Raw genomic sequence first — 18,487 nt, 5'->3', positions numbered from 1 at the left:
GCAAGCCCGCTCCCACAAAGGCGCTGCAACCATCAGGTTTGGTGAGCGCCATCGAGGCAGATTTTATTGTTCCTGAGCACTCAGGTCAGTGCTTCCATCCCAACCGCCACCCAACGCCGCGATCAACTGCACGCTGGCAATCAGTCGGCTTTGCAGCAGGTTGAGCACGCTGCGCTCGGTGCTCAGGGCGGTGGTTTGTACCGAGACCACGTCCAGATAAGCAATCAGGCCCGCCTTGTACTGGTTGCTGGTCAAGCGCAGCGATTCACGGGCCGATTCCAGTGCCTGTTCCTGCACCACAGACTCATCCCCCAGCACCTTCAACTGCACCATGTAGTTTTCCACTTCCCGTAAACCGTCGAGCACGGTCTGGCGGTACTTGGCCACGGTCTGGTCGTAGACGGCTTCGTTACGGTCCACTTCTGCCGATCGCTGGCCGCCATCAAACAGCGGCAGGGAAATTTTCGGCCCCACCGACCAGAAACGGTTCGGCACGCTGATCCAGTCCTGATACTGGCTGCTGCTGTAACCGCCCGACAGGCTCAGGCTGAAGTCCGGGTAGTAAGCCGCTTTGGCGACGCCAATATTGGCATTGGCAGCGATAACCGAACGCTCCGCCGAGGCGATATCAGGACGTCTTTCCAGCAGTTGTGAAGGCAGGCTGACCGGGATCTGCGGCAGCTTGGGCACGTCTGCCATTTCAGCCAGGTTGAACCCCGCTGGTGCCTGCCCGGTGAGTACCGCGATCGCGTTTTCAAACTGTGCGCGCTGCCAGATCAAGTCGATCAGGCTGGCCTGTGTATTGCGCAACTGGGTTTGCGCCTGAGCCACCGCATCCTTGCCGGAAATCCCCGCACGGTACTGGTTTTCGCTCATTTTCAGCGAACGCTGATACGCCTCGACCGTGGCTTCCAGCAAGCGCTTTTGCTCATCGATAACCCGTAGCTGCAGGTAGTTCTGCACCAGTTCCGATTGCTGGCTCAGGCGCATGGCGGCCAGATCGGCCAGGCTGGCTTCGGCACTGGCCTCGTTGGCTTCCAGGCCGCGACGCAGTTTGCCCCACACATCAGCCTCCCAACTCACCCCGACCTGGGCATTCAAGGTGTCACGAATACCGCTGCTGGAACTGGTCAGGCTTGAGTTGGAGCTACCGGTGCCCTGGCTGGAGCGGGTTTTGCCCACGCTCAAGTCGGCGCTGGGCAAAAAGGCCCCGCGCGCGCTGCGCACCAATGCCTGGGCCTGACGGAACTGGGCTTCGGACTGCGCAATGGTCTGGTTGGAACTGTTGAGTTTTTCAACCAGCCCGTTGAGCTGCTGATCACCGTACAACTCCCACCAGGCACCACGGGCCAATGAATCGCTCGGGTTGGCCTGAGTCCAGCCGGCGGCCTCTTTGTACTCAAGGGGCGCTGAGGTTTGCGGGCGCTGGTAGTCCGGGCCGATTGCACAGGCACTGAGCAGCGCAACGGACAATGCCGGGGCAAGGAGAAACAAACGAGAGGTCATAGCGGAGTTTCCAGAGCAGCATCAGTGCGCACGCCACGCCACTTGTTGAAACGATGGCGCAGACGGTCGAGATAGAGGTAAACCACCGGGGTGGTGTAAAGGGTCAGGATCTGGCTGAAAATCAGCCCGCCGATAATGGTCAGGCCCAGGGGCTGGCGCATTTCTGCACCTTCAGCGGTGCTCAGCATCAACGGCAAGGCGCCGAGAATGGCCGCCAGGGTGGTCATCAAAATCGGCCTTAAACGTTGCAGGCACGCACTGCGGATCGACTCCTGCGGCGCAAGGCCCGAGTGCCGCTCCAGTTGCAGCGCAAGATCGATCATCAAGATCGCGTTTTTCTTCACCACACCGATCAGCAAGAACAAACCGAGCAGCGAGATCAGGCTGAATTCGCCGCCCGTGAGGTAGATACTCAGCAGCGCGCCGACACCGGCCGACGGCAAGGTCGACAGAATGGTCAGCGGGTGGATGTAACTCTCATAGAGAATCCCCAGCACCAGATACACCGCCACCAACGCACCCAGAATCATGAACGGCTGGCTTTTTTGTGTGGCGGCAAAGGCATCTCCCGTACCGGCCATTTTCACGATCACTTCCTCGGGCAAGCCGAGTTTTGCGATAGCCCGTTCAATGGCCGCAGTGCCCTGCTCCAGCGAGACCCCGGGTGCCATGTCAAACGCAATGGTCTCCGAAGCGAACTGGCCTTCGTGGGAGACCCGGTCGTTCTGCAGGCTGTTCTCGTAATGGGCAATGGTCGACAGCGGGATGCGCTGACCCTCGGCGGTAATTACCTGCACCTGATTCAGGGTTTCAGGGTCCTGGGCGTATTTGGGATTGACCTCCATCACCACCTGATACTGGTTCAGGCTGTCATAGATGGTGGAAATCTGCCGCTGGCTGTAGGCGTTGTTGAGCACGGCCGTGACCATGTCCATGTCCACCCCCAGGCGTTTGGCCTGGTCGCGGTCAACCACCAGCGTCACCTGTTGTGCGCCGCGACCTTCGCGGGCATCGATGGCCGTCAGTTCCGGCAGCGCCTTGAGCGCGGCCACCACTTTCGGATACCAGGTGCGCAATTGGCCGAGGTCGCCACTTTGCAGGATGTACGAGTATTGCGAGCTGGTCTGATCACGCCCGCCGCCAAACTGCAGGTCCTGGTCGGCCATCAGCATCAGGCGGCCACCGGGGACTTTGGGCATGTTTTCGCGCAAGCGCTCGATGACCTTTTGTGCAGACACCTTGCGCTCTGAAATCGGCTTGAGGCGCACGATCATGAACGCATTGTTGGTACCGCCGTTACCGCCAATAAAACCCGCGACGCTCTCGACCGCAGGGTCGGCCAGCACCGCCTTGCGGAAGATTTCCATCTTCGGCTGCATCACGCTGAACGACAGGCCGTCGTCACCGCGAACAAAACCGATCAGTTGCCCGGTGTCCTGTTGCGGCATGAAGGTTTTCGGTACCACCACATACAGTGCAACGTTGACGCCAATGGTCACCAGCAGGCTGAACAGCGTCAGGCGCTTGTGGCGCAACACCCAGTCCAGGCTGCGGGCATAGCCACTGACCATGCGCTCGTTGAGGCGGATGCTCCAGCGCTGCATGGCGTTTTCAGTGCCCGGCACATGGGGCTTGAGCCAACGTGCACACAGCATCGGCGTCAGGGTCAACGACACCACCAGCGACACTACAATGGACGCTGCCAGGGTGATGGAAAACTCGCGGAACAGGCTTTCGACAATCCCGCCCATGAACAAGATCGACAGGAACACCGCTACCAGCGACACGTTCATCGAGAGCAAGGTGAATCCGACTTCCTTGGCCCCCAGGTACGCGGCTTTCATGGGAGCAATACCGGCATCGATGTGGCGCGAGATGTTCTCCAGCACCACGATGGCGTCATCCACCACCAGCCCGGTGGCCAGAATCAGGGCCATCAGCGACAGGTTGTTCAGCGAGAACCCGTACAGGTACATGATCGCGAAGGTGCCCACCAATGAAACCGGTACCGCCAGCGTCGGAATCAGCGACGCACGGAAATTGCCGAGGAACAGGAACACCACCAGAATCACCAGTGCCACGGCAATCAGCAGGGTCATTTCGGCTTCATGCAAGGTGGCCTTGATCACGGGCGAACGGTCCATCGCCAGGTTCAGCTGGACACTGGCCGGCAGCACCGCCTGCAGGGCCGGCAACTGGGCCTTGATCGCGTTCACGGTCTCGATGATGTTGGCCCCGGCCTGACGGTTGACCACGAGCAGCACCGCTGCATCGTTATTGAAAAAGCCACTGTTGTAGCGGTCTTCGACACTGTCCTTGACCTTGGCCACGTGGCTCAGTCGCAGGGCTGCGCCATCCTGGTAACGGATGATCAGCGGCTCGTAGTCCTTGGCTTTTTCCAGCTGGTCGTTGGCCTGGATCTGCCAGTTGCGATCACCGTCGGACACCGCGCCCTTGGGGCGACGCACGTTGGCATTGGCAATGGTGCTGCGCACGTCATCCAGGGAAACACCGTACTGGTTGAGCAGTTGCGGCTCCAGCTCGATACGCACCGCAGGCAACGAACTGCCGCCAATCTGCACTTCGCCCACACCCGGCACCTGGGACAGGCTTTGGGAGAGGATGGTGGAGGCCAGGTCGTACAGCTGGCCCTTGGAGAGCACCTCGGAAGTCAGCGACAACACCATAATCGGCGCTTGTGACGGGTTGATCTTTTTGTAGGTCGGCATGCTTTTCATGCCACTGGGCAGCAGGTTGCGCGAAGCGTTGATTGCCGCTTGCACTTCCCGTGCTGCGCCGTTGATGTCGCGGTCCTGATCGAACTGCAAAATCACCCGGGTCGAGCCCTGGCTGGAGTTGCTGCTCATGGTGTTGATCCCGGCGATCGCGCCGAAGGATCGCTCCAGCGGCGTGGCCACGGTAGACGCCATGACCTCGGGGCTGGCCCCCGGCAAGTTGGCCGAGACCACGATGACCGGGAAGTCCATTTGGGGCAGCGGCGACACCGGCAACAAACCAAAACTCACGCCGCCCAGCAACATGATTGCCAGGCTCAGGAGCATGGTGGCTACCGGGCGCTTGATGAACGGACCGGACAGGTTCATACCGACGCCTGCCCGGTCTGGACAGCATCACCGCGCCAGCGACGACCCAGTCGATCGAAGTACAGGTAGATCACGGGGGTGGTGAACAGGGTCAGCACCTGGCTCACCAGCAAACCGCCGACCATCACCAGGCCCAGGGGCTGGCGCAATTCAGCCCCGGAACCGGTGGCCAGCATCAGCGGTATGGCACCAAACAAGGCCGCCAGGGTGGTCATCAAAATCGGCCGGAAACGCAACAACGCGGCTTGATAAATCGCCTGCTCGGGGGCCATGCCCTGGTTACGTTCGGCATCGAGGGCGAAGTCGATCATCATGATCGCGTTCTTCTTCACGATACCGATCAACAGGATGATGCCGATAATCGCAATCATCCCCAGGTCATTGCCGCTGAGAATCAGTGCCAGCAAGGCACCCACCGCCGCCGAAGGCAGGGTCGACAGGATGGTGATCGGGTGGATGTAGCTCTCGTAGAGCACGCCCAGCACGATGTACATCGTGACCACCGCCGCCAGAATCAGCAGCAAGGTGCTCGACAGCGATGCCTGGAACGCCTGTGCAGCGCCCTGAAACTCGGTCTTGACCCCCAACGGCATGCCGATGTCTTTTTGCACTTGATCGATCAGCTCGACGGCCTGGCCCAGAGCAACCCCGGGGGCCAGGTTGAAAGAGACCATGACCGAAGGGAACTGGCCAATATGGGAGATCGCCAGTTGCGCCTGACGCTCTTCGACCCTGGCCAGGCTCGACAGCCGTACCTGGCCGCCGTCGGTGGTTTTGACATGGATCTGGTCCAGTGCTTGCGGGCCTATTTTCTCGCCATCCTTGGCCTGCAGTACCACGCGGTACTGGCTGGCCTGGGTGTAGATGGTGGAGATCTGGCGCTGGCCAAAGGCGTCGTACAGCGCGTCCGTGATATTGGCTACCGACACCCCAAGGCGCGAGGCCGCATCGCGGTCAATCACCAGATACACCTGCAAACCCTTGTCCTGCAGATCGCTGGCCACATCGGCCAACTCGGGTTGATTGGACAGCGCCGTGACCAGCTTCTGGCTCCAGGTGCTGAGCAACTCGGCATCCGGTGAAGACAGGCTGAACTGGTACTGGGTGCGGCTCACACGGTCCTCGATGGTCAAGTCCTGCACCGGCTGCATAAACAGGCGAATGCCCGCCAGCTTGTCGAGTTGCGGTTGCAGGCGCGCGATCACCTGGGAAGCACTGTCGCTACGCTCGCTGTGTGGCTTGAGGTTGATCAGCATGCGCCCGCTGTTGAGCGTCGGGTTATCCCCGTCCACCCCGATGTACGACGACAGGCTTTCAACATCCGGGTCTTGCAGAATGATCTGGCCCAGCTCCTGCTGACGCTGGCTCATGGAGCTGAACGAAATCGACTGCGGCGCCTCTGAAATGCCCTGGATCACCCCGGTATCCTGCACCGGGAAGAAGCCCTTGGGCACCACCATGTACAAGAACACGGTCAACGCCAGGGTGCCGATAGCCACCAGCAGGGTCAGCGGCTGGTGCTTGAGCACCCACTGCAACATGCGCCCGTATTCGGCAATCATCCAGTCAATCACCGCGCCGCTGGCACGGTAGAAGCGCCCCTGCTCTTGCGGCTTGGGTTCTGCCTTGAGCAAGCGTGCGCACATCATGGGCGTCAGGGTCAGCGAGACCACCAGCGAGATCAGGATCGCCACCGCCAGGGTGATCGCAAACTCGCGGAACAAACGCCCCACCACGTCGGCCATGAACAGCAGCGGAATCAGTACCGCAATCAGCGACAGGGTCAGCGAGATCAGGGTAAAGCCGATTTGCTTGGCGCCCTTGAGCGAGGCCTGCATCGGGCTGTCGCCTTCTTCGATATAGCGCGAAATGTTTTCGAGCATGACGATGGCGTCATCCACCACAAAGCCGGTGGCGATGGTCAGGGCCATCAGCGTCAGGTTGTTGATCGAGAACCCCGCCAGGTACATCACGCCAAAAGTGCCGACCAGCGAGAGCGGTACGGCAATCGATGGAATGATGGTGGCGCTGGCGCGACGCAGAAACAGGAATGTCACCATCACCACCAGCGCGATGGCGATCAGCAATTCGTATTGCACATCGCGCACCGAGGCGCGGATGGTTTGGGTGCGGTCGGTCAGCACCGTGACGTCGATACCGGCCGGCAGGTTGTCGGTGATACTCGGCAGCAGCGCCTTGATCCGGTCGACCACCTCAATCACGTTGGCACCGGGCTGGCGCTGGATGTTCAGCAGCACAGCCTGGTTTTCGTTGGCCCAGGCGGCAAGACGCTCGTTTTCGGCGCCATCGACAATTTCAGCCACGTCCTTGAGTCGCAGTGGCGCGCCGTTGTTGTACGCCAGGATCAGTTCGGCGTATTCCTCAGGGGTTTTCAACTGGTCATTGGCGTCCAGCATCGATACCCGGGTCGGGCCGTCAAAGTTACCCTTGGGCTGGTTGACGTTGGACGCCCCGATCAGGGTGCGCACATCCGACAGGTTCAGGCCATTGGCAGCCAGCGCTTCGGGGTTGACCTTGATCCGAACGGCCTGGCGTTGACCGCCGGCAATGCTGACCATGCCCACGCCGCTGATCTGGGCAATTTTTTGCGCCATGCGTGTATCGACCAGGTCATTGAGCTTGGGCAGCGGCATGGTTTTGGAACTGATCGCCAGGGTCAGCACCGGGGTATCCGCAGGGTTGACCTTGTTGTACACCGGCGGTGCCGGCAAATCCTTGGGCAGCAGGTTGCTGGCGGCGTTGATCGCGGCCTGCACCTGTTGCTCGGCGACATCCATATTGATGTCGAGGTTAAAGCGCAACGTCAGCACCGATGCGCCACCGGAACTGGTGGAGGCCATTTGCGTCAGGCCCGGCATTTGCCCGAACTGACGCTCAAGCGGCGCCGTCACGGCACTGGTCATGACATCCGGGCTGGCCCCGGGATACAGCGTCATCACGCGGATAGTCGGGTAGTCGACCTGAGGCAAGGCCGACACCGGCAACAATCGATAGGCGATGATCCCGGACAACACGATGGCCAGCATGCACAGCGTGGTTGCGACCGGGCGCAGGATAAACAGTCGCGACAGATTCATTCGCGGGCCTTGGTCTTGGCTTTGTCAGGGGCCGGGGCCGGAGCTGTATCGGTGTCAGGGCCGCCATCCAGCAGTTGCCCTGCAGCCGTTGTTGGCACTTCAGCACTGTCATTGACCACTTCGACTGCACCACCGTCGCGCAGACGGTCGGTGCCTTCGAGCACCACACGATCACCTGGGGCCAGGCCGTCTTCGATCACCGTCACGTCGCCGTCGGTGGCACCCACTTTAATGGTGCGGATCTTGACCTTGTTGTCGCCGTCCATTGCATACACGAACGAGCCGTTGGTGCCGAACTGAATGGCCGCTGTCGGCGCCAGCACCACGTTTTGAAGGGTGTCGGCCAGCAGGCGGACATTGACGAACTGGTTGGGGAACAGCACCTGATCGCGGTTCTCGAACAGCGCCTTGAATTTCAGGGTACCGGTGGTGATATCAATCTGGTTATCGATGCTGCTCAACACACCCACTGCCAGCTCTTTAGTGTCACCCCGGTTCCAGGCCTGCACCGGCATTTTTGCGCCACTGCGATAACGTTCAAGCACCAGCGCCAGATTGGTCTCGGGCAAGGTGAAAGCGACCACGATCGGCTCGGTCTGGGTGATCACAACCAGGGCCGTGGTGTCGTTGGCTGCGACCAGATTGCCGACATCCAGTTGACGCAAGCCCACACGGCCACTGATCGGTGCACGGATCTTGGTGAAGTCCAGATTCAGCTTGGCATCATTGACGGCTGCCTGATTGGTCTTGACCGTGCCCTGATATTGGCTGACCAGTGCTTCGGCTGTATCCAGGGTCTGCTTGGCGATGCTGTCTTCGGCATACAGGCCACGATAACGCTGCACATCAACCTGGGCGTTTTTCAGTTGAGCCTGGTTCTGCAGCAGCGTGCCTTCGGCTTGCAGCAGCGCATTCTGATAGCTGCGCGGGTCGATTTCGGCCAGCAGTTCACCCGCCTTGACCATCTGACCTTCCTTGAAATAGATCTTGACCAGCTCCCCCGCCACCCGGCTGCGCACGTTGATCGTGTTGAGTGCCGTCACAGTACCCAGGGCCTTGAAGTACACCGGGAAATTACCCTGTACTACTTCCGACACCCGCACCGGAACGGGCTGAGTAGACCCGCCAAATCCGGGACGCATCATCCCCGAGCGGCTGGTGTGCCCGGCGGGCTGATCGGTCGCGGCCTTTTTCGGGGCAGATGGCCAAAGCCACCAGCACAGGCCAAGGACTATCAGCAAGACCAGCAGGCCAAACAGCCAGAAACGGGATTTGTGGGAAACAGAGGATTGCATGGAGTGATCAACCATTAGCGCGAGCGATAATTTACAGGAGCACGAACGATAAGCAGTGCGGGGCGTTATGAAAAGGCTCTTTACCGGCTATTTACGTTATAGAGGGGTCATGAGCAAAAGATGACAGCCATTGTGGGCGCAAAAAAAAACGGCCTGGCACCTCTCGGTGCCAGGCCGCTTTGAGTCTTGCAGTACGACTTACTTCAAAACAGCCAGGGCTGCTTCGTAGTTCGGCTCTTCAGCGATTTCTTTGACCAGTTCGCTGTGCAGCACGTTGTCGTTTTCATCCAGAACCACGACCGCGCGCGCAGTCAGGCCAGCCAACGGGCCGTCAGCAATGGCTACGCCGTAGTTCTCGATGAACTCGCGGCCGCGCAGGGTCGACAGGTTTTGCACGTTTTCCAGACCTTCGGCGCCGCAGAAACGGGCTTGCGCGAATGGCAGGTCAGCCGAAATGTTCAATACAACGGTGTTCGGCAGAGCATTGGCTTCGGCGTTGAACTTGCGCACCGAAGTGGCGCAAGTCGGGGTATCTACGCTTGGGAAGATGTTCAGCACTTTACGCTTACCAGCAAAGCTCGCCAGTGTTGCGTCGGACAAATTACCTGCAACCAGCGAAAACGCTGGCGCCTTGGAACCTACTGCAGGCAGTTCGCCGTTGACTTGAACAGGGTTGCCTTTAAGCGTCACTTGAGCCATGAACGATGTCCTTCTTAACAGTTTTTGAAGAGGCCGAAGTTAAACATGAATCAGGTGGACGACCTATGACCTGATCGTAAAAATCTCACGACTCTCGCTACAAAAAGACTATTCCCACAGCCCTTCACACCCTGCAGGCATGACCTGTTTCTGTGTGCTGGAGCGCAGAACCGCTAAAAGATACGCCGGCAAACGGGCCAATTCTCGACCGACTGCTAGCGTATAAAGCTTGCGCCCAAGGATCAGGATCGCCATGCCAATCACCCGCCTTGCCTCAGGTTTCTTGCTTACCCTTGCCCTGTACCCGGTCACGGATGCGCTGGCGGATAACGCCGAGACTGCCAACAAGAGCAACAACCCGTTGAACCTGGCCCCGGGAGCCAACCTTCAGGACTACTACACGCCACAGGTTTACGACAGCAATATCCACACCAACGACGCCCTGCTGCGCGGCACCCTGCCCGTGGCGCCGAACGATTTCATTGGCGTACCGCAACTGCTGCGCGCCACGCTGCCGATCAGCACCCGCCCTGACCCGCACACTGGCTACAGCACGGGGATTGGCGACCTCAACCTGTTTGATATTTTCCTGCTTAAAACCGAGGGTGTGCAGTTGGGCATCGGACCGCAGATCACCGCACCGACTGCCGAGCATGACGAACTGGGTACCGGCAAATGGCAGGCAGGCTTCGCCGCTGTCGCCATCGACGCATCCCCCCGGGGCCTGCTGGGCGCGCTGGTGCAGTATCAAAGCTCGTTCGCCGGTGACAGCGACCGCCAGCATGTGGAGAGCGCGACCTTTCAACCGTTCATCATCCACAACCTGCCCAAGGGCTGGTACCTGCGCTCCACGGGCACCTGGACCTACGACCTGAAAAACAACACCCACTACATCCCCATCGGGCTGGGTGCAGGCAAGGCCTGGAAAGCCGGGAGCAATATTTTGAACGCCTTCGTTGAGCCGCAATGGACCGTGGAGCGCAAGGGGGACAACCTGCCTCAGTTCACCCTGTTTGCCGGGATCAACGTCACTTTCGGCAAGTAGGGAGAAGATGCTGTAGTCGCTGCCGAAGGCTGCGATCGGGATCGGGATCGGGATCGCGCAGGCTTCGGGGAAACGGGTTGCTTCGCAACCCTTCGCAGCCTGCGGCAGCGACTACAATTTACACATGCATTCGCGCGCGTTTAGCTTATTTCTTGAGCTTCAAGTACGACTGATGCAAGTCCGAAGCCCAGGTATCTATCACGTTTTTAACGTCATCGGCCTTCATTGCCTGGCTGCTGTTCGCCAGCGGCTTGCCGGTGCCTTTGCGCACGACCTGGGCCACAACATCCTGGCTTTGCCCGTCGATAAAGACGGCTTCGGTGGCCAGTTGGGTTTCCTGATCCCGGATGCCCGAGGCCGTGCTCACCGCCGCAGCCACCAGGGCTACCGGAATGTACTCATAGGGTGCCAGGCTCTCGGTCTCGCTGCTGACTGCGGTGATGGCTGCCCGCACTACAATCACACCCGGTCCAGGGGCGCTGGCCAACGGCAAGGATTTGCTCAATTCACGCTTTAGGGCCTGATCGTAGTAGTTGGTGATTCCGTTCAACGTACTTTGTGGAATCTTCTCTGTCGGTTTGGGTGCCGGGTACAGCTGAGTCGGCTCGATATACACGCTGGTGTATTTATTCACCTTCAGTTTTGGGTCAACCCAACGCATCACCTCTGCACCAGAGGGCGACTTGGCCTCTTTAAGGCGGCTGTAATCCTTCAGGAAACCAGAGTATTCATCCGGTTGCTGGACCTTGCTCGCACAACCGACCATCCCGATTGAGGCGATGCACAACGTACCGATCATTAAACCAAGCTTCATTCTGTAACTCCTGTAGGGGGGCAACCGTAGGAACGCGCCCATATAGGTATAGCCAAGCCTTGGAGAATCACCGCACAAGCCTGTTCTATCCCACGATGAATGTGATCGAGCGCGCACTACACATGGGGCCTGGCCTTACAGCTCAGTTGGATTTTAATTTCGTGAATATCTTAAAAACCAGATCAGATTAAATAAAATCCCCCTAAACACCCGATAGAATCTGATCCGCATAAATTCTGATTTTCTGAATCTGTCTTGTTTAACTCAAGCTTCCTAAAGTTCAACCTGCGCCAGACCACGAGGCCTGGCAGGACTTTAAACCGTGGAAGACTTGAGCATGAGCACAGCACTGAACGGGCAGGCCTATAACTATAAGGTCGTCCGCCAATTCGCCATCATGACCGTGGTGTGGGGTGTTATCGGCATGGCCATGGGCGTGTGGATCGCCTCGCAGCTGGCCTGGCCGCAAATGAACCTGGACCTGCCCTGGACCACCTTCGGGCGACTGCGGCCGCTGCACACCAGCCTGGTGATTTTCGGGTTTGCCGGCAGCGCACAATTTGCCGCCAGCTATTACGCCGTGCAGCGCACCTGCAACGTGCGGCTGTTCTCCGACAAGCTCGCTGCCTTCACTTTCTGGGGCTGGCAGTCAGTGATCGTGATCATGCTGATCACACTGCCCCTGGGCTACACCACGACCAAGGAATACGCCGAAATCGAGTTCACCGGTGCCGTCTGGATGACCGTGGTCTGGGTGGCCTACGCCATCGTCTTCTTCACCACAGTGGTACAACGAAAAACGAAACATATTTACGTCGGCAACTGGTTTTTCGGCGCCTTCATTCTGGTGATTGCCATGCTCCATGTGGTCAACCACCTGGCCATTCCAGTGGACTGGTTCAAGTCGTATCCGGTGTACTCCGGCGCCACCGATGCCATGGTGCAGTGGTGGTATGGGCACAACGCCGTAGGTTTCTTCCTGACCACCGGCTTTCTCGGAATGATGTACTACTTCGTACCCAAGCAAGTCGGCAAGCCGATTTACTCTTATCGCCTGTCCATCGTGCACTTCTGGGCACTGATCACGCTTTATATATGGGCAGGCCCTCATCACTTGCACTACACCGCCTTGCCGGACTGGGCGCAATCACTGGGCATGGCGATGTCGATCATCCTCCTGGCACCCAGCTGGGGCGGCATGATCAACGGCATGATGACCCTCTCGGGGGCCTGGCATAAGTTGCGTACCGACCCGATCCTGCGCTTTCTGGTGCTGTCTCTGGCGTTCTACGGCATGTCGACCTTTGAAGGCCCGATGATGGCGATCAAGACCGTCAACGCCCTCTCCCACTACACCGACTGGACCATCGGCCACGTACACGCCGGGGCTTTGGGCTGGGTGGCGATGATTACCTTCGGGGCGCTGTATCACATGATCCCGAAAATCTTCGGCCGTGAGCAGATGCACAGTATCGCGCTGATCAACCTGCACTTCTGGCTGGCCACCATCGGCACGGTGCTCTACATCGCGTCGATGTGGGTCAACGGCATTACCCAGGGCCTGATGTGGCGGGCGATCAACGATGACGGCACCCTGACCTACTCGTTTGTCGAGTCATTACAGGCCAGCCACCCGGGCTTTGTCGTACGCCTGGTGGGCGGGCTGTTCTTTCTGTGCGGCATGTTGCTGATGGCCTGGAACGTATGGCGCACGGTGCGTGTGGCCAACCTCAAACAGGCCGAACTGACCGCCCGGATTGCCTGATCCCGTTGCAGCGCAGGCCACAAGGCTTGCGCTTGCCCTCCAGCAAGGAGCGTTGCACATGCTCGAAATAGCCCTCAACAGCTGCGCAGTGATCAGCATTTACTGCGCCGTCAGCTGGTGTTTGAAGCACAAAACCGAGAAAGACATCGACGAAGCCAGCCTGATCCCGTTTGCCGATGACCCGGAGGTGGCACGCAGGGTTGAACTCGCCACCGGCAAAACCGTCAATGCGGTGCAGATCTGCGAGCCAGAGCCGCGCAAGCCAGGGTGGGGCAAGATGGAGATCTGACGTTGGGGTAATGGCACTGCGACAGATTAAATCTGCACCATTGGTTGCACTGCGGGCGTGTTCAGCGGCATTCTGCCACTCTACGTTCAACGAACTAATGATCGAAGACGCAATCAATCTGTACTGCCATTACTACCTTTTCGACAGAGACGCTCATGACTTCCAAGCTGGAACAACTCAAGCAGTTCACCACCGTGGTCGCAGACACCGGCGACCTCGACGCAATTACCCGTCTCAAACCTGTGGATGCAACCACCAACCCGTCGCTGCTGCTCAAGGCTGCAGCGATGCCCGGCTATGCCGAGCTGCTGAAAAATGCCATCAGCCATGCCAAAGGCGATGTGGGCCTGGCCTGCGATCATTTCGCGGTATCGGTAGGTAGCGGTATCTTGAACGTGATTCCAGGCCGTATTTCGACTGAAGTCGACGCCCGCCTGTCGTTTGACGAACCCGCCCTGCTGAGAAAAGCCAACCAGTTGATCGAGCTTTACGACAAGGCCGGTGTTGGTCGCGACCGCGTGCTGATCAAGCTGGCCTCGACCTGGGAAGGCATCCGCGCTGCAGAGAAACTGGAAAAGGACGGCATTCAAACCAACCTGACCCTGTTGTTCTCGTTCGCCCAGGCGGCTGCCTGTGCCGATGCCGGGGTGTTTTTGATCTCGCCGTTTGTGGGTCGGATTTACGACTGGTACAAGAAGTCCACCGGCGTTGACTACACCGGCTCCGATGACCCGGGCGTGCAGTCCGTAACCCGCATCTACAACTACTACAAAGCCAATGCCTACAACACCGTGGTCATGGGCGCCAGCTTCCGCAACCTCAACCAGATCGAGCAACTGGCCGGCTGCGACCGTCTGACCATCAGCCCCGACCTGCTGGAAAAACTGGCTCTGGACGAAGGCAAGCTGGAACGCAAACTGGCCCCTGGCCACGCAGGCGAACCCCGCTTGGTGCTGGACGAGTCGCAATTCCGCTGGGCCTCCAACGAAGATGCAATGGCCACCGAGAAACTGGCCGAAGGCATTCGTCAGTTCGCCCGTGACCAGGAAAAACTGGAAGCACTGCTCAGCCACAAGTGATACCTGCAGGTGCGGGCTTGTTCACGACTCAGACAACCCGGTTTATCCGTTAAACCGGGGTGCGCCCATCGCGAGCAAGCCCGCCCCCGCAACCCGTACTCAGGCTTCAACGGGCCAGCAGCTGCGCGCAATACCGCTCCACCCCTTCCTCCAGTCCCATCATCGGCTCGCGATAGCCCGCCTCGCGCAACTGCCCCAAATCGGCGCAGGTATACACCTGATACTTGTGCTTGAGCCCCTGCGGAAATTCGCAGTAGCGCAAAACGCCGTCCAGAATGGCCGTTTCAAGGGTCAAAGGCGGTCGATCCTCGGCACAGCGCACGCTATTGATCGTTGCCAGCGCCAGATCATTGAATGAACGGGCCCGCCCGGTGCCCAGGTTGAATATACCGCTGGTTTGCGGGTGATCCAGCCAGTGCAGGTTGACCTTGACCACATCCTCCACCGACACAAAATCCCGCTCATGCCCGCCCGCCGGGTAGCCGCCATACTCGCCAAACAACTCGACATGGCCACGATCGCGGTACTGGTTGAAACAGTGCCAGACCATCGAAGCCATGGGCCCCTTATGCTGCTCACGGGGGCCGTAGACATTGAAGTAACGCAAACCGACGATCTGGCTGCGCGACTTGGGCAATATCTGGCGCACGCGCTGGTCGAACAGGCATTTGGAGTAGGCATACACATTCAAGGGCCGCTCATGCTCACGGGCTTCGCGAAAATCCCTGCCGGCCCCGTAGACCGCCGCAGAAGAGGCATACAGCAGAGGCACCGACTGCTCCTGACAGGCCTGCAACACATCGCAGCTGTAACGATAATTGTTGTCCATCATCAACCGGCCATCACTTTCGACCGTGCTGGAGCAGGCCCCTTGATGCAGCACGGCCCGCACTTCACCCAACTGATGGGTGACGAAGCGTTGCACGAACTCGCGCCTGTCGAAGTAATCGGCGATATCGCAGTCCGCCAGGTTGCGGCACTTGTCGCCATCGGTCAGATCGTCCACGGCGATGATGTCGCGCTCGCCGCGCCGATTAAGCGCCTTTACCAGATTGCTGCCGATAAACCCGGCAGCCCCGGTCACGATGATGCTCATCTATGGCAACCTCCTGGAACATGGATTGACCCCAGACTAAGCCTGTGCGGCGCACCCGCATTGATGCAGGTCAAACGTCATGCCGGCCCGGGTTTTCGTGGTTTTTAACCATAGTCGACGCAGGGCAGGCACAACATGAAACATGCCTTCAGAAGCGGTACTTCATCCCCAGCATCAGGTTGCGCGGGTCGCCGTAGTAATAGGTCGAATACAGGCCATATCCGCTGAGGTATTCGCGGTCGAACACGTTGTTGAGATTGACCGAGGCACTCAGGTTTTTATTGATGTCATAGCGGGCCATCAAGCCGACCACCGCGAAGCTGCCTTCCTTGGTCTCGGCTTTGATCGATGAATCGAGCTCGCTGTAGGTCGAGCCCTGCCACGTCAGGTTGCCGCCCACGTTCAGGTCTTTGAGATCCCTCGTCAGCTGGTAGTTGGTGGCCAGTTTGAACAACTGCTCGGGGTGGTTGCTGTTGATCCGCTTGCCGTCCTTGTCCCGTGGCTGGGCGTAGGTATAACCCGCAAGCAATTGCCAGCCGCTCATGACTTCGCCGGAAATTTCAGCCTCAAAGCCTTTGGTCTTGATGCCACTGACTGCCTTGTAGGCATCCTGGCCATCGGCGCGCATACCGTCGTATTCGGCGTAGTTGTCCTGCTTGATCAGAAACAGGGCAAAACTGGTGTTCAGGGCACCGCCGAAGTACTCCGACTTAAGGCCAGTTTCGTAGCTTTGCCCGGTTACGGGAGCGAGCACTTTGTTGTCGCGGTCGAAGTAGCTTTGGGGAGTGAAGATGTCGGTATAGCTGGCATAGACCGAGTGATTTTCCGTCACGTCATAGACGATCCCTGCATAAGGAATCATTTTCCCGGTTTTTTTACTGTTATCCGTATCCGGGGTGGTTTGCGCTGCGTTGTAGGTCATTGTTCCCTTGCGATCGTAATTCACCACTCGGGTGCCCAGGATCACGGACAGATCATCTATCGGCTTGAGACGCAACGCCGCGTAGGCCGCTGACTCTTTGGTCTTGTACTTCTGCTTCAAGCCCCGGCTCAAGTCCGTGGGACGAGGCGCGTCGTTGTTCCAGTTTTCATAGTTGACGGTCAAATCCTCGGCATTCATTGCCAGATAGTCCGTACGACCATCGCTGACATTCATCCCCACCACCAGCTCATGGGTCCGGCCCAAAAGCTCGAATGGCCCGGTCGCATAGGCGTCCAGGGTATCGGTATTGATCTTGAAGGTTTTGGTACCGCTCATGAATTGAGCTTCTCCCGTGGCTTTATCCGGGAAAGGTCCCCACCCCACCAGATTCCCCTGCAACTGCTCGGTATTGCCCTTCCAGTGGCTGGCCTCGACTTTGAGTAACCAGTCGTTGTCAAAACGCTGCTCAATGCCCGCGAAGTATTTGGTGCTTTCGCTGTCGGCATATGCCCACTTGGCTGCAGGGTTCATCGAGCGGCTGAAGTGGGTTCGGCTGCCATCGCTGTAATACAGCGGCAACTGACCAAAACTTGAGCCGTTGGAGTTAATCCGCTGATAGTCGATACCGGCATAAGCGGTGGTGTCGTCGCTCACATCTGCTTCACCGATGGCATAGAACACGTCCTTGCTGGAGGAATAGCGATCGATGAAAGAGCGGCCATCTTCGCGCGCTGCAACCACGCGGCCACGCAGCGCACCGTTTTCAGTGAGCGGTCCGGACAGATCCAGTTCGCTGCGATAGCGATCCCATGACCCGCCGCTGCCTGAGACATAACCCTGAAACTCCTTGGTAGGACGCTTGCGCACCAGGTTCACCGCGCCTGACGGGCTGCCCACCCCGCTCATCAGGCCGGTGGCGCCGCGTACCACCTCTACACGGTCGTAAATGGCCATGTCCCGCATGCCCAGGCCGTTGGTATTGGTGGTGAAGTCCGAGGTCGGCACGCCGTCGTACTGAAAGTTGTCCAGGGTGAACCCGCGGGAGTAGAAGTTGTACCGCTCGCTGTCGTCATGCATCACCGTGATGCCAGGGGTTTGCGCCAGTACCTGAGCGATACTGCCCAAGCCTTGATCGGTCATCTGCTGACGGGTCATTACCGTGACCGATTGCGGTGTTTCGCGCAGCGAAAGTGGCAATTTAGTCGCCGTACGGGTCTCACCCGTGGTGTAGGAATGGCTGTCCTCAGTGGTGCTGCCCAGCCCGAGCCCCGTGACGCTGGTGGCTTGCAGTTGCAATTGCGCTCCGTCGGAAGTCAACGGATAGAGTACCCAGACCCCATTGGCACCTTCGGTGGCCGTCAGACCACTGCCCTTGAGCAATTGCATCAGGCCCTGAGCCACCTCATAACGCCCCTTGAGTGCTGGCGCCTGCTTGCTTTTAACCAGGGTCGGGTCATAGGGCAGGGAAATATTGGCCTGCTGGGCGAAACGGTTTAACGCCAACTCCAGATCGCTGGCTGGCACGTCGAAACTGTGCTGAACGCTGATGGAGGCGGCGCTGACCAGCGATAACGGTTGTGCGACGGCGCCCAGTAAAACGATCTGCAAAGCGATGGCCAGGCGGCTGCGGGAAGGCAATGAAAAATTGCGATAAACACGGGACATTGGCGCGGGGCTCCTGCAATAAATAAGTCTTATGCCTATCTGTCGAAGGACTCGTGTAAACCCGCAAAGAAATTTGATAATTATTCGTATTTGTAGATTCAAGCGTCTGC

General features: G+C 58.8%; 12 protein-coding genes. 4 read left to right on the top strand and 8 right to left on the bottom strand.

What is annotated here, in order from left to right; genetic code table 11:
• Window positions 1–63 precede the first annotated feature (63 nt).
• The 5 genes from VSQ83_RS08890 to tpx form a co-directional block, all read right to left on the bottom strand.
• Window positions 64–1,506 carry an efflux transporter outer membrane subunit gene (locus VSQ83_RS08890; protein WP_133078251.1) on the bottom strand — a complete coding sequence of 481 codons (1,443 nt, stop codon included), beginning with the start codon at window positions 1,504–1,506 and terminating at the stop codon, window positions 64–66.
• Window positions 1,503–4,610 carry an efflux RND transporter permease subunit gene (locus VSQ83_RS08885; protein ID WP_219261308.1) on the bottom strand — a complete coding sequence of 1,036 codons (3,108 nt, stop codon included), beginning with the start codon at window positions 4,608–4,610 and terminating at the stop codon, window positions 1,503–1,505. Before VSQ83_RS08885 ends, VSQ83_RS08890 begins: the two co-directional genes overlap by 4 nt.
• Window positions 4,607–7,708: an MdtB/MuxB family multidrug efflux RND transporter permease subunit gene (locus VSQ83_RS08880; RefSeq protein WP_326426084.1), complete on the bottom strand. Its 3,102-nt coding sequence runs from the start codon at window positions 7,706–7,708 to the stop codon at window positions 4,607–4,609. The genes VSQ83_RS08885 and VSQ83_RS08880 overlap by 4 nt, the downstream gene beginning before the upstream one ends.
• Window positions 7,705–9,018 carry an MdtA/MuxA family multidrug efflux RND transporter periplasmic adaptor subunit gene (locus VSQ83_RS08875; RefSeq protein WP_326426082.1) on the bottom strand — a complete coding sequence of 438 codons (1,314 nt, stop codon included), beginning with the start codon at window positions 9,016–9,018 and terminating at the stop codon, window positions 7,705–7,707. The genes VSQ83_RS08880 and VSQ83_RS08875 overlap by 4 nt, the downstream gene beginning before the upstream one ends.
• A gap of 183 nt (window positions 9,019–9,201) precedes the next feature.
• Window positions 9,202–9,702 carry a thiol peroxidase gene (gene tpx / locus VSQ83_RS08870; RefSeq protein WP_095028281.1) on the bottom strand — a complete coding sequence of 167 codons (501 nt, stop codon included), beginning with the start codon at window positions 9,700–9,702 and terminating at the stop codon, window positions 9,202–9,204.
• A gap of 253 nt (window positions 9,703–9,955) precedes the next feature.
• Between tpx and VSQ83_RS08865 the strand changes: the two genes are divergently transcribed.
• A complete protein-coding gene (locus VSQ83_RS08865) occupies window positions 9,956–10,747 on the top strand; it encodes a hypothetical protein (protein WP_133078247.1) in 792 nt (263 codons plus the stop codon).
• A gap of 145 nt (window positions 10,748–10,892) precedes the next feature.
• Here VSQ83_RS08865 and VSQ83_RS08860 read toward each other — a convergent pair whose 3' ends face one another.
• Window positions 10,893–11,561 carry a DUF3313 domain-containing protein gene (locus VSQ83_RS08860; RefSeq protein ID WP_219261306.1) on the bottom strand — a complete coding sequence of 223 codons (669 nt, stop codon included), beginning with the start codon at window positions 11,559–11,561 and terminating at the stop codon, window positions 10,893–10,895.
• A 337-nt stretch (window positions 11,562–11,898) separates the two neighbouring features.
• On the opposite strand from VSQ83_RS08860, the gene ccoN reads away from it, so the two are divergent.
• The 3 genes from ccoN (at window position 11,899) to tal (ending at window position 14,694) form a co-directional block, all read left to right on the top strand.
• Entirely contained in the window at window positions 11,899–13,326 is a 1,428-nt protein-coding gene (ccoN, locus tag VSQ83_RS08855; protein ID WP_133078245.1) for a cytochrome-c oxidase, cbb3-type subunit I, read from the top strand.
• Window positions 13,327–13,384: 58 nt separating this feature from the next.
• A complete protein-coding gene (locus VSQ83_RS08850) occupies window positions 13,385–13,615 on the top strand; it encodes a hypothetical protein (RefSeq protein ID WP_133078244.1) in 231 nt (76 codons plus the stop codon).
• Window positions 13,616–13,770: 155 nt separating this feature from the next.
• Complete coding sequence (tal, locus tag VSQ83_RS08845) at window positions 13,771–14,694, top strand: transaldolase (protein WP_133078243.1); 924 nt, start codon at window positions 13,771–13,773, stop codon at window positions 14,692–14,694.
• Between the two features lie 106 nt (window positions 14,695–14,800).
• On the opposite strand, the gene rfaD is transcribed toward tal, so the two are convergent.
• Together rfaD and VSQ83_RS08835 are read right to left on the bottom strand one after the other, a co-directional pair.
• Window positions 14,801–15,790 carry an ADP-glyceromanno-heptose 6-epimerase gene (rfaD, locus tag VSQ83_RS08840; protein WP_133078242.1) on the bottom strand — a complete coding sequence of 330 codons (990 nt, stop codon included), beginning with the start codon at window positions 15,788–15,790 and terminating at the stop codon, window positions 14,801–14,803.
• A 148-nt stretch (window positions 15,791–15,938) separates the two neighbouring features.
• Complete coding sequence (locus VSQ83_RS08835) at window positions 15,939–18,377, bottom strand: TonB-dependent siderophore receptor (RefSeq protein ID WP_326426078.1); 2,439 nt, start codon at window positions 18,375–18,377, stop codon at window positions 15,939–15,941.
• Window positions 18,378–18,487 lie beyond the last annotated feature (110 nt).

Source organism: Pseudomonas sp. DSV-1, assembly GCF_035830915.1.
Taxonomy (GTDB): Bacteria; Pseudomonadota; Gammaproteobacteria; order Pseudomonadales; family Pseudomonadaceae; genus Aquipseudomonas.
Note: the sequence above shows the minus strand (reverse complement) of the source record. Positions and strands in the feature narration are given on the sequence as shown.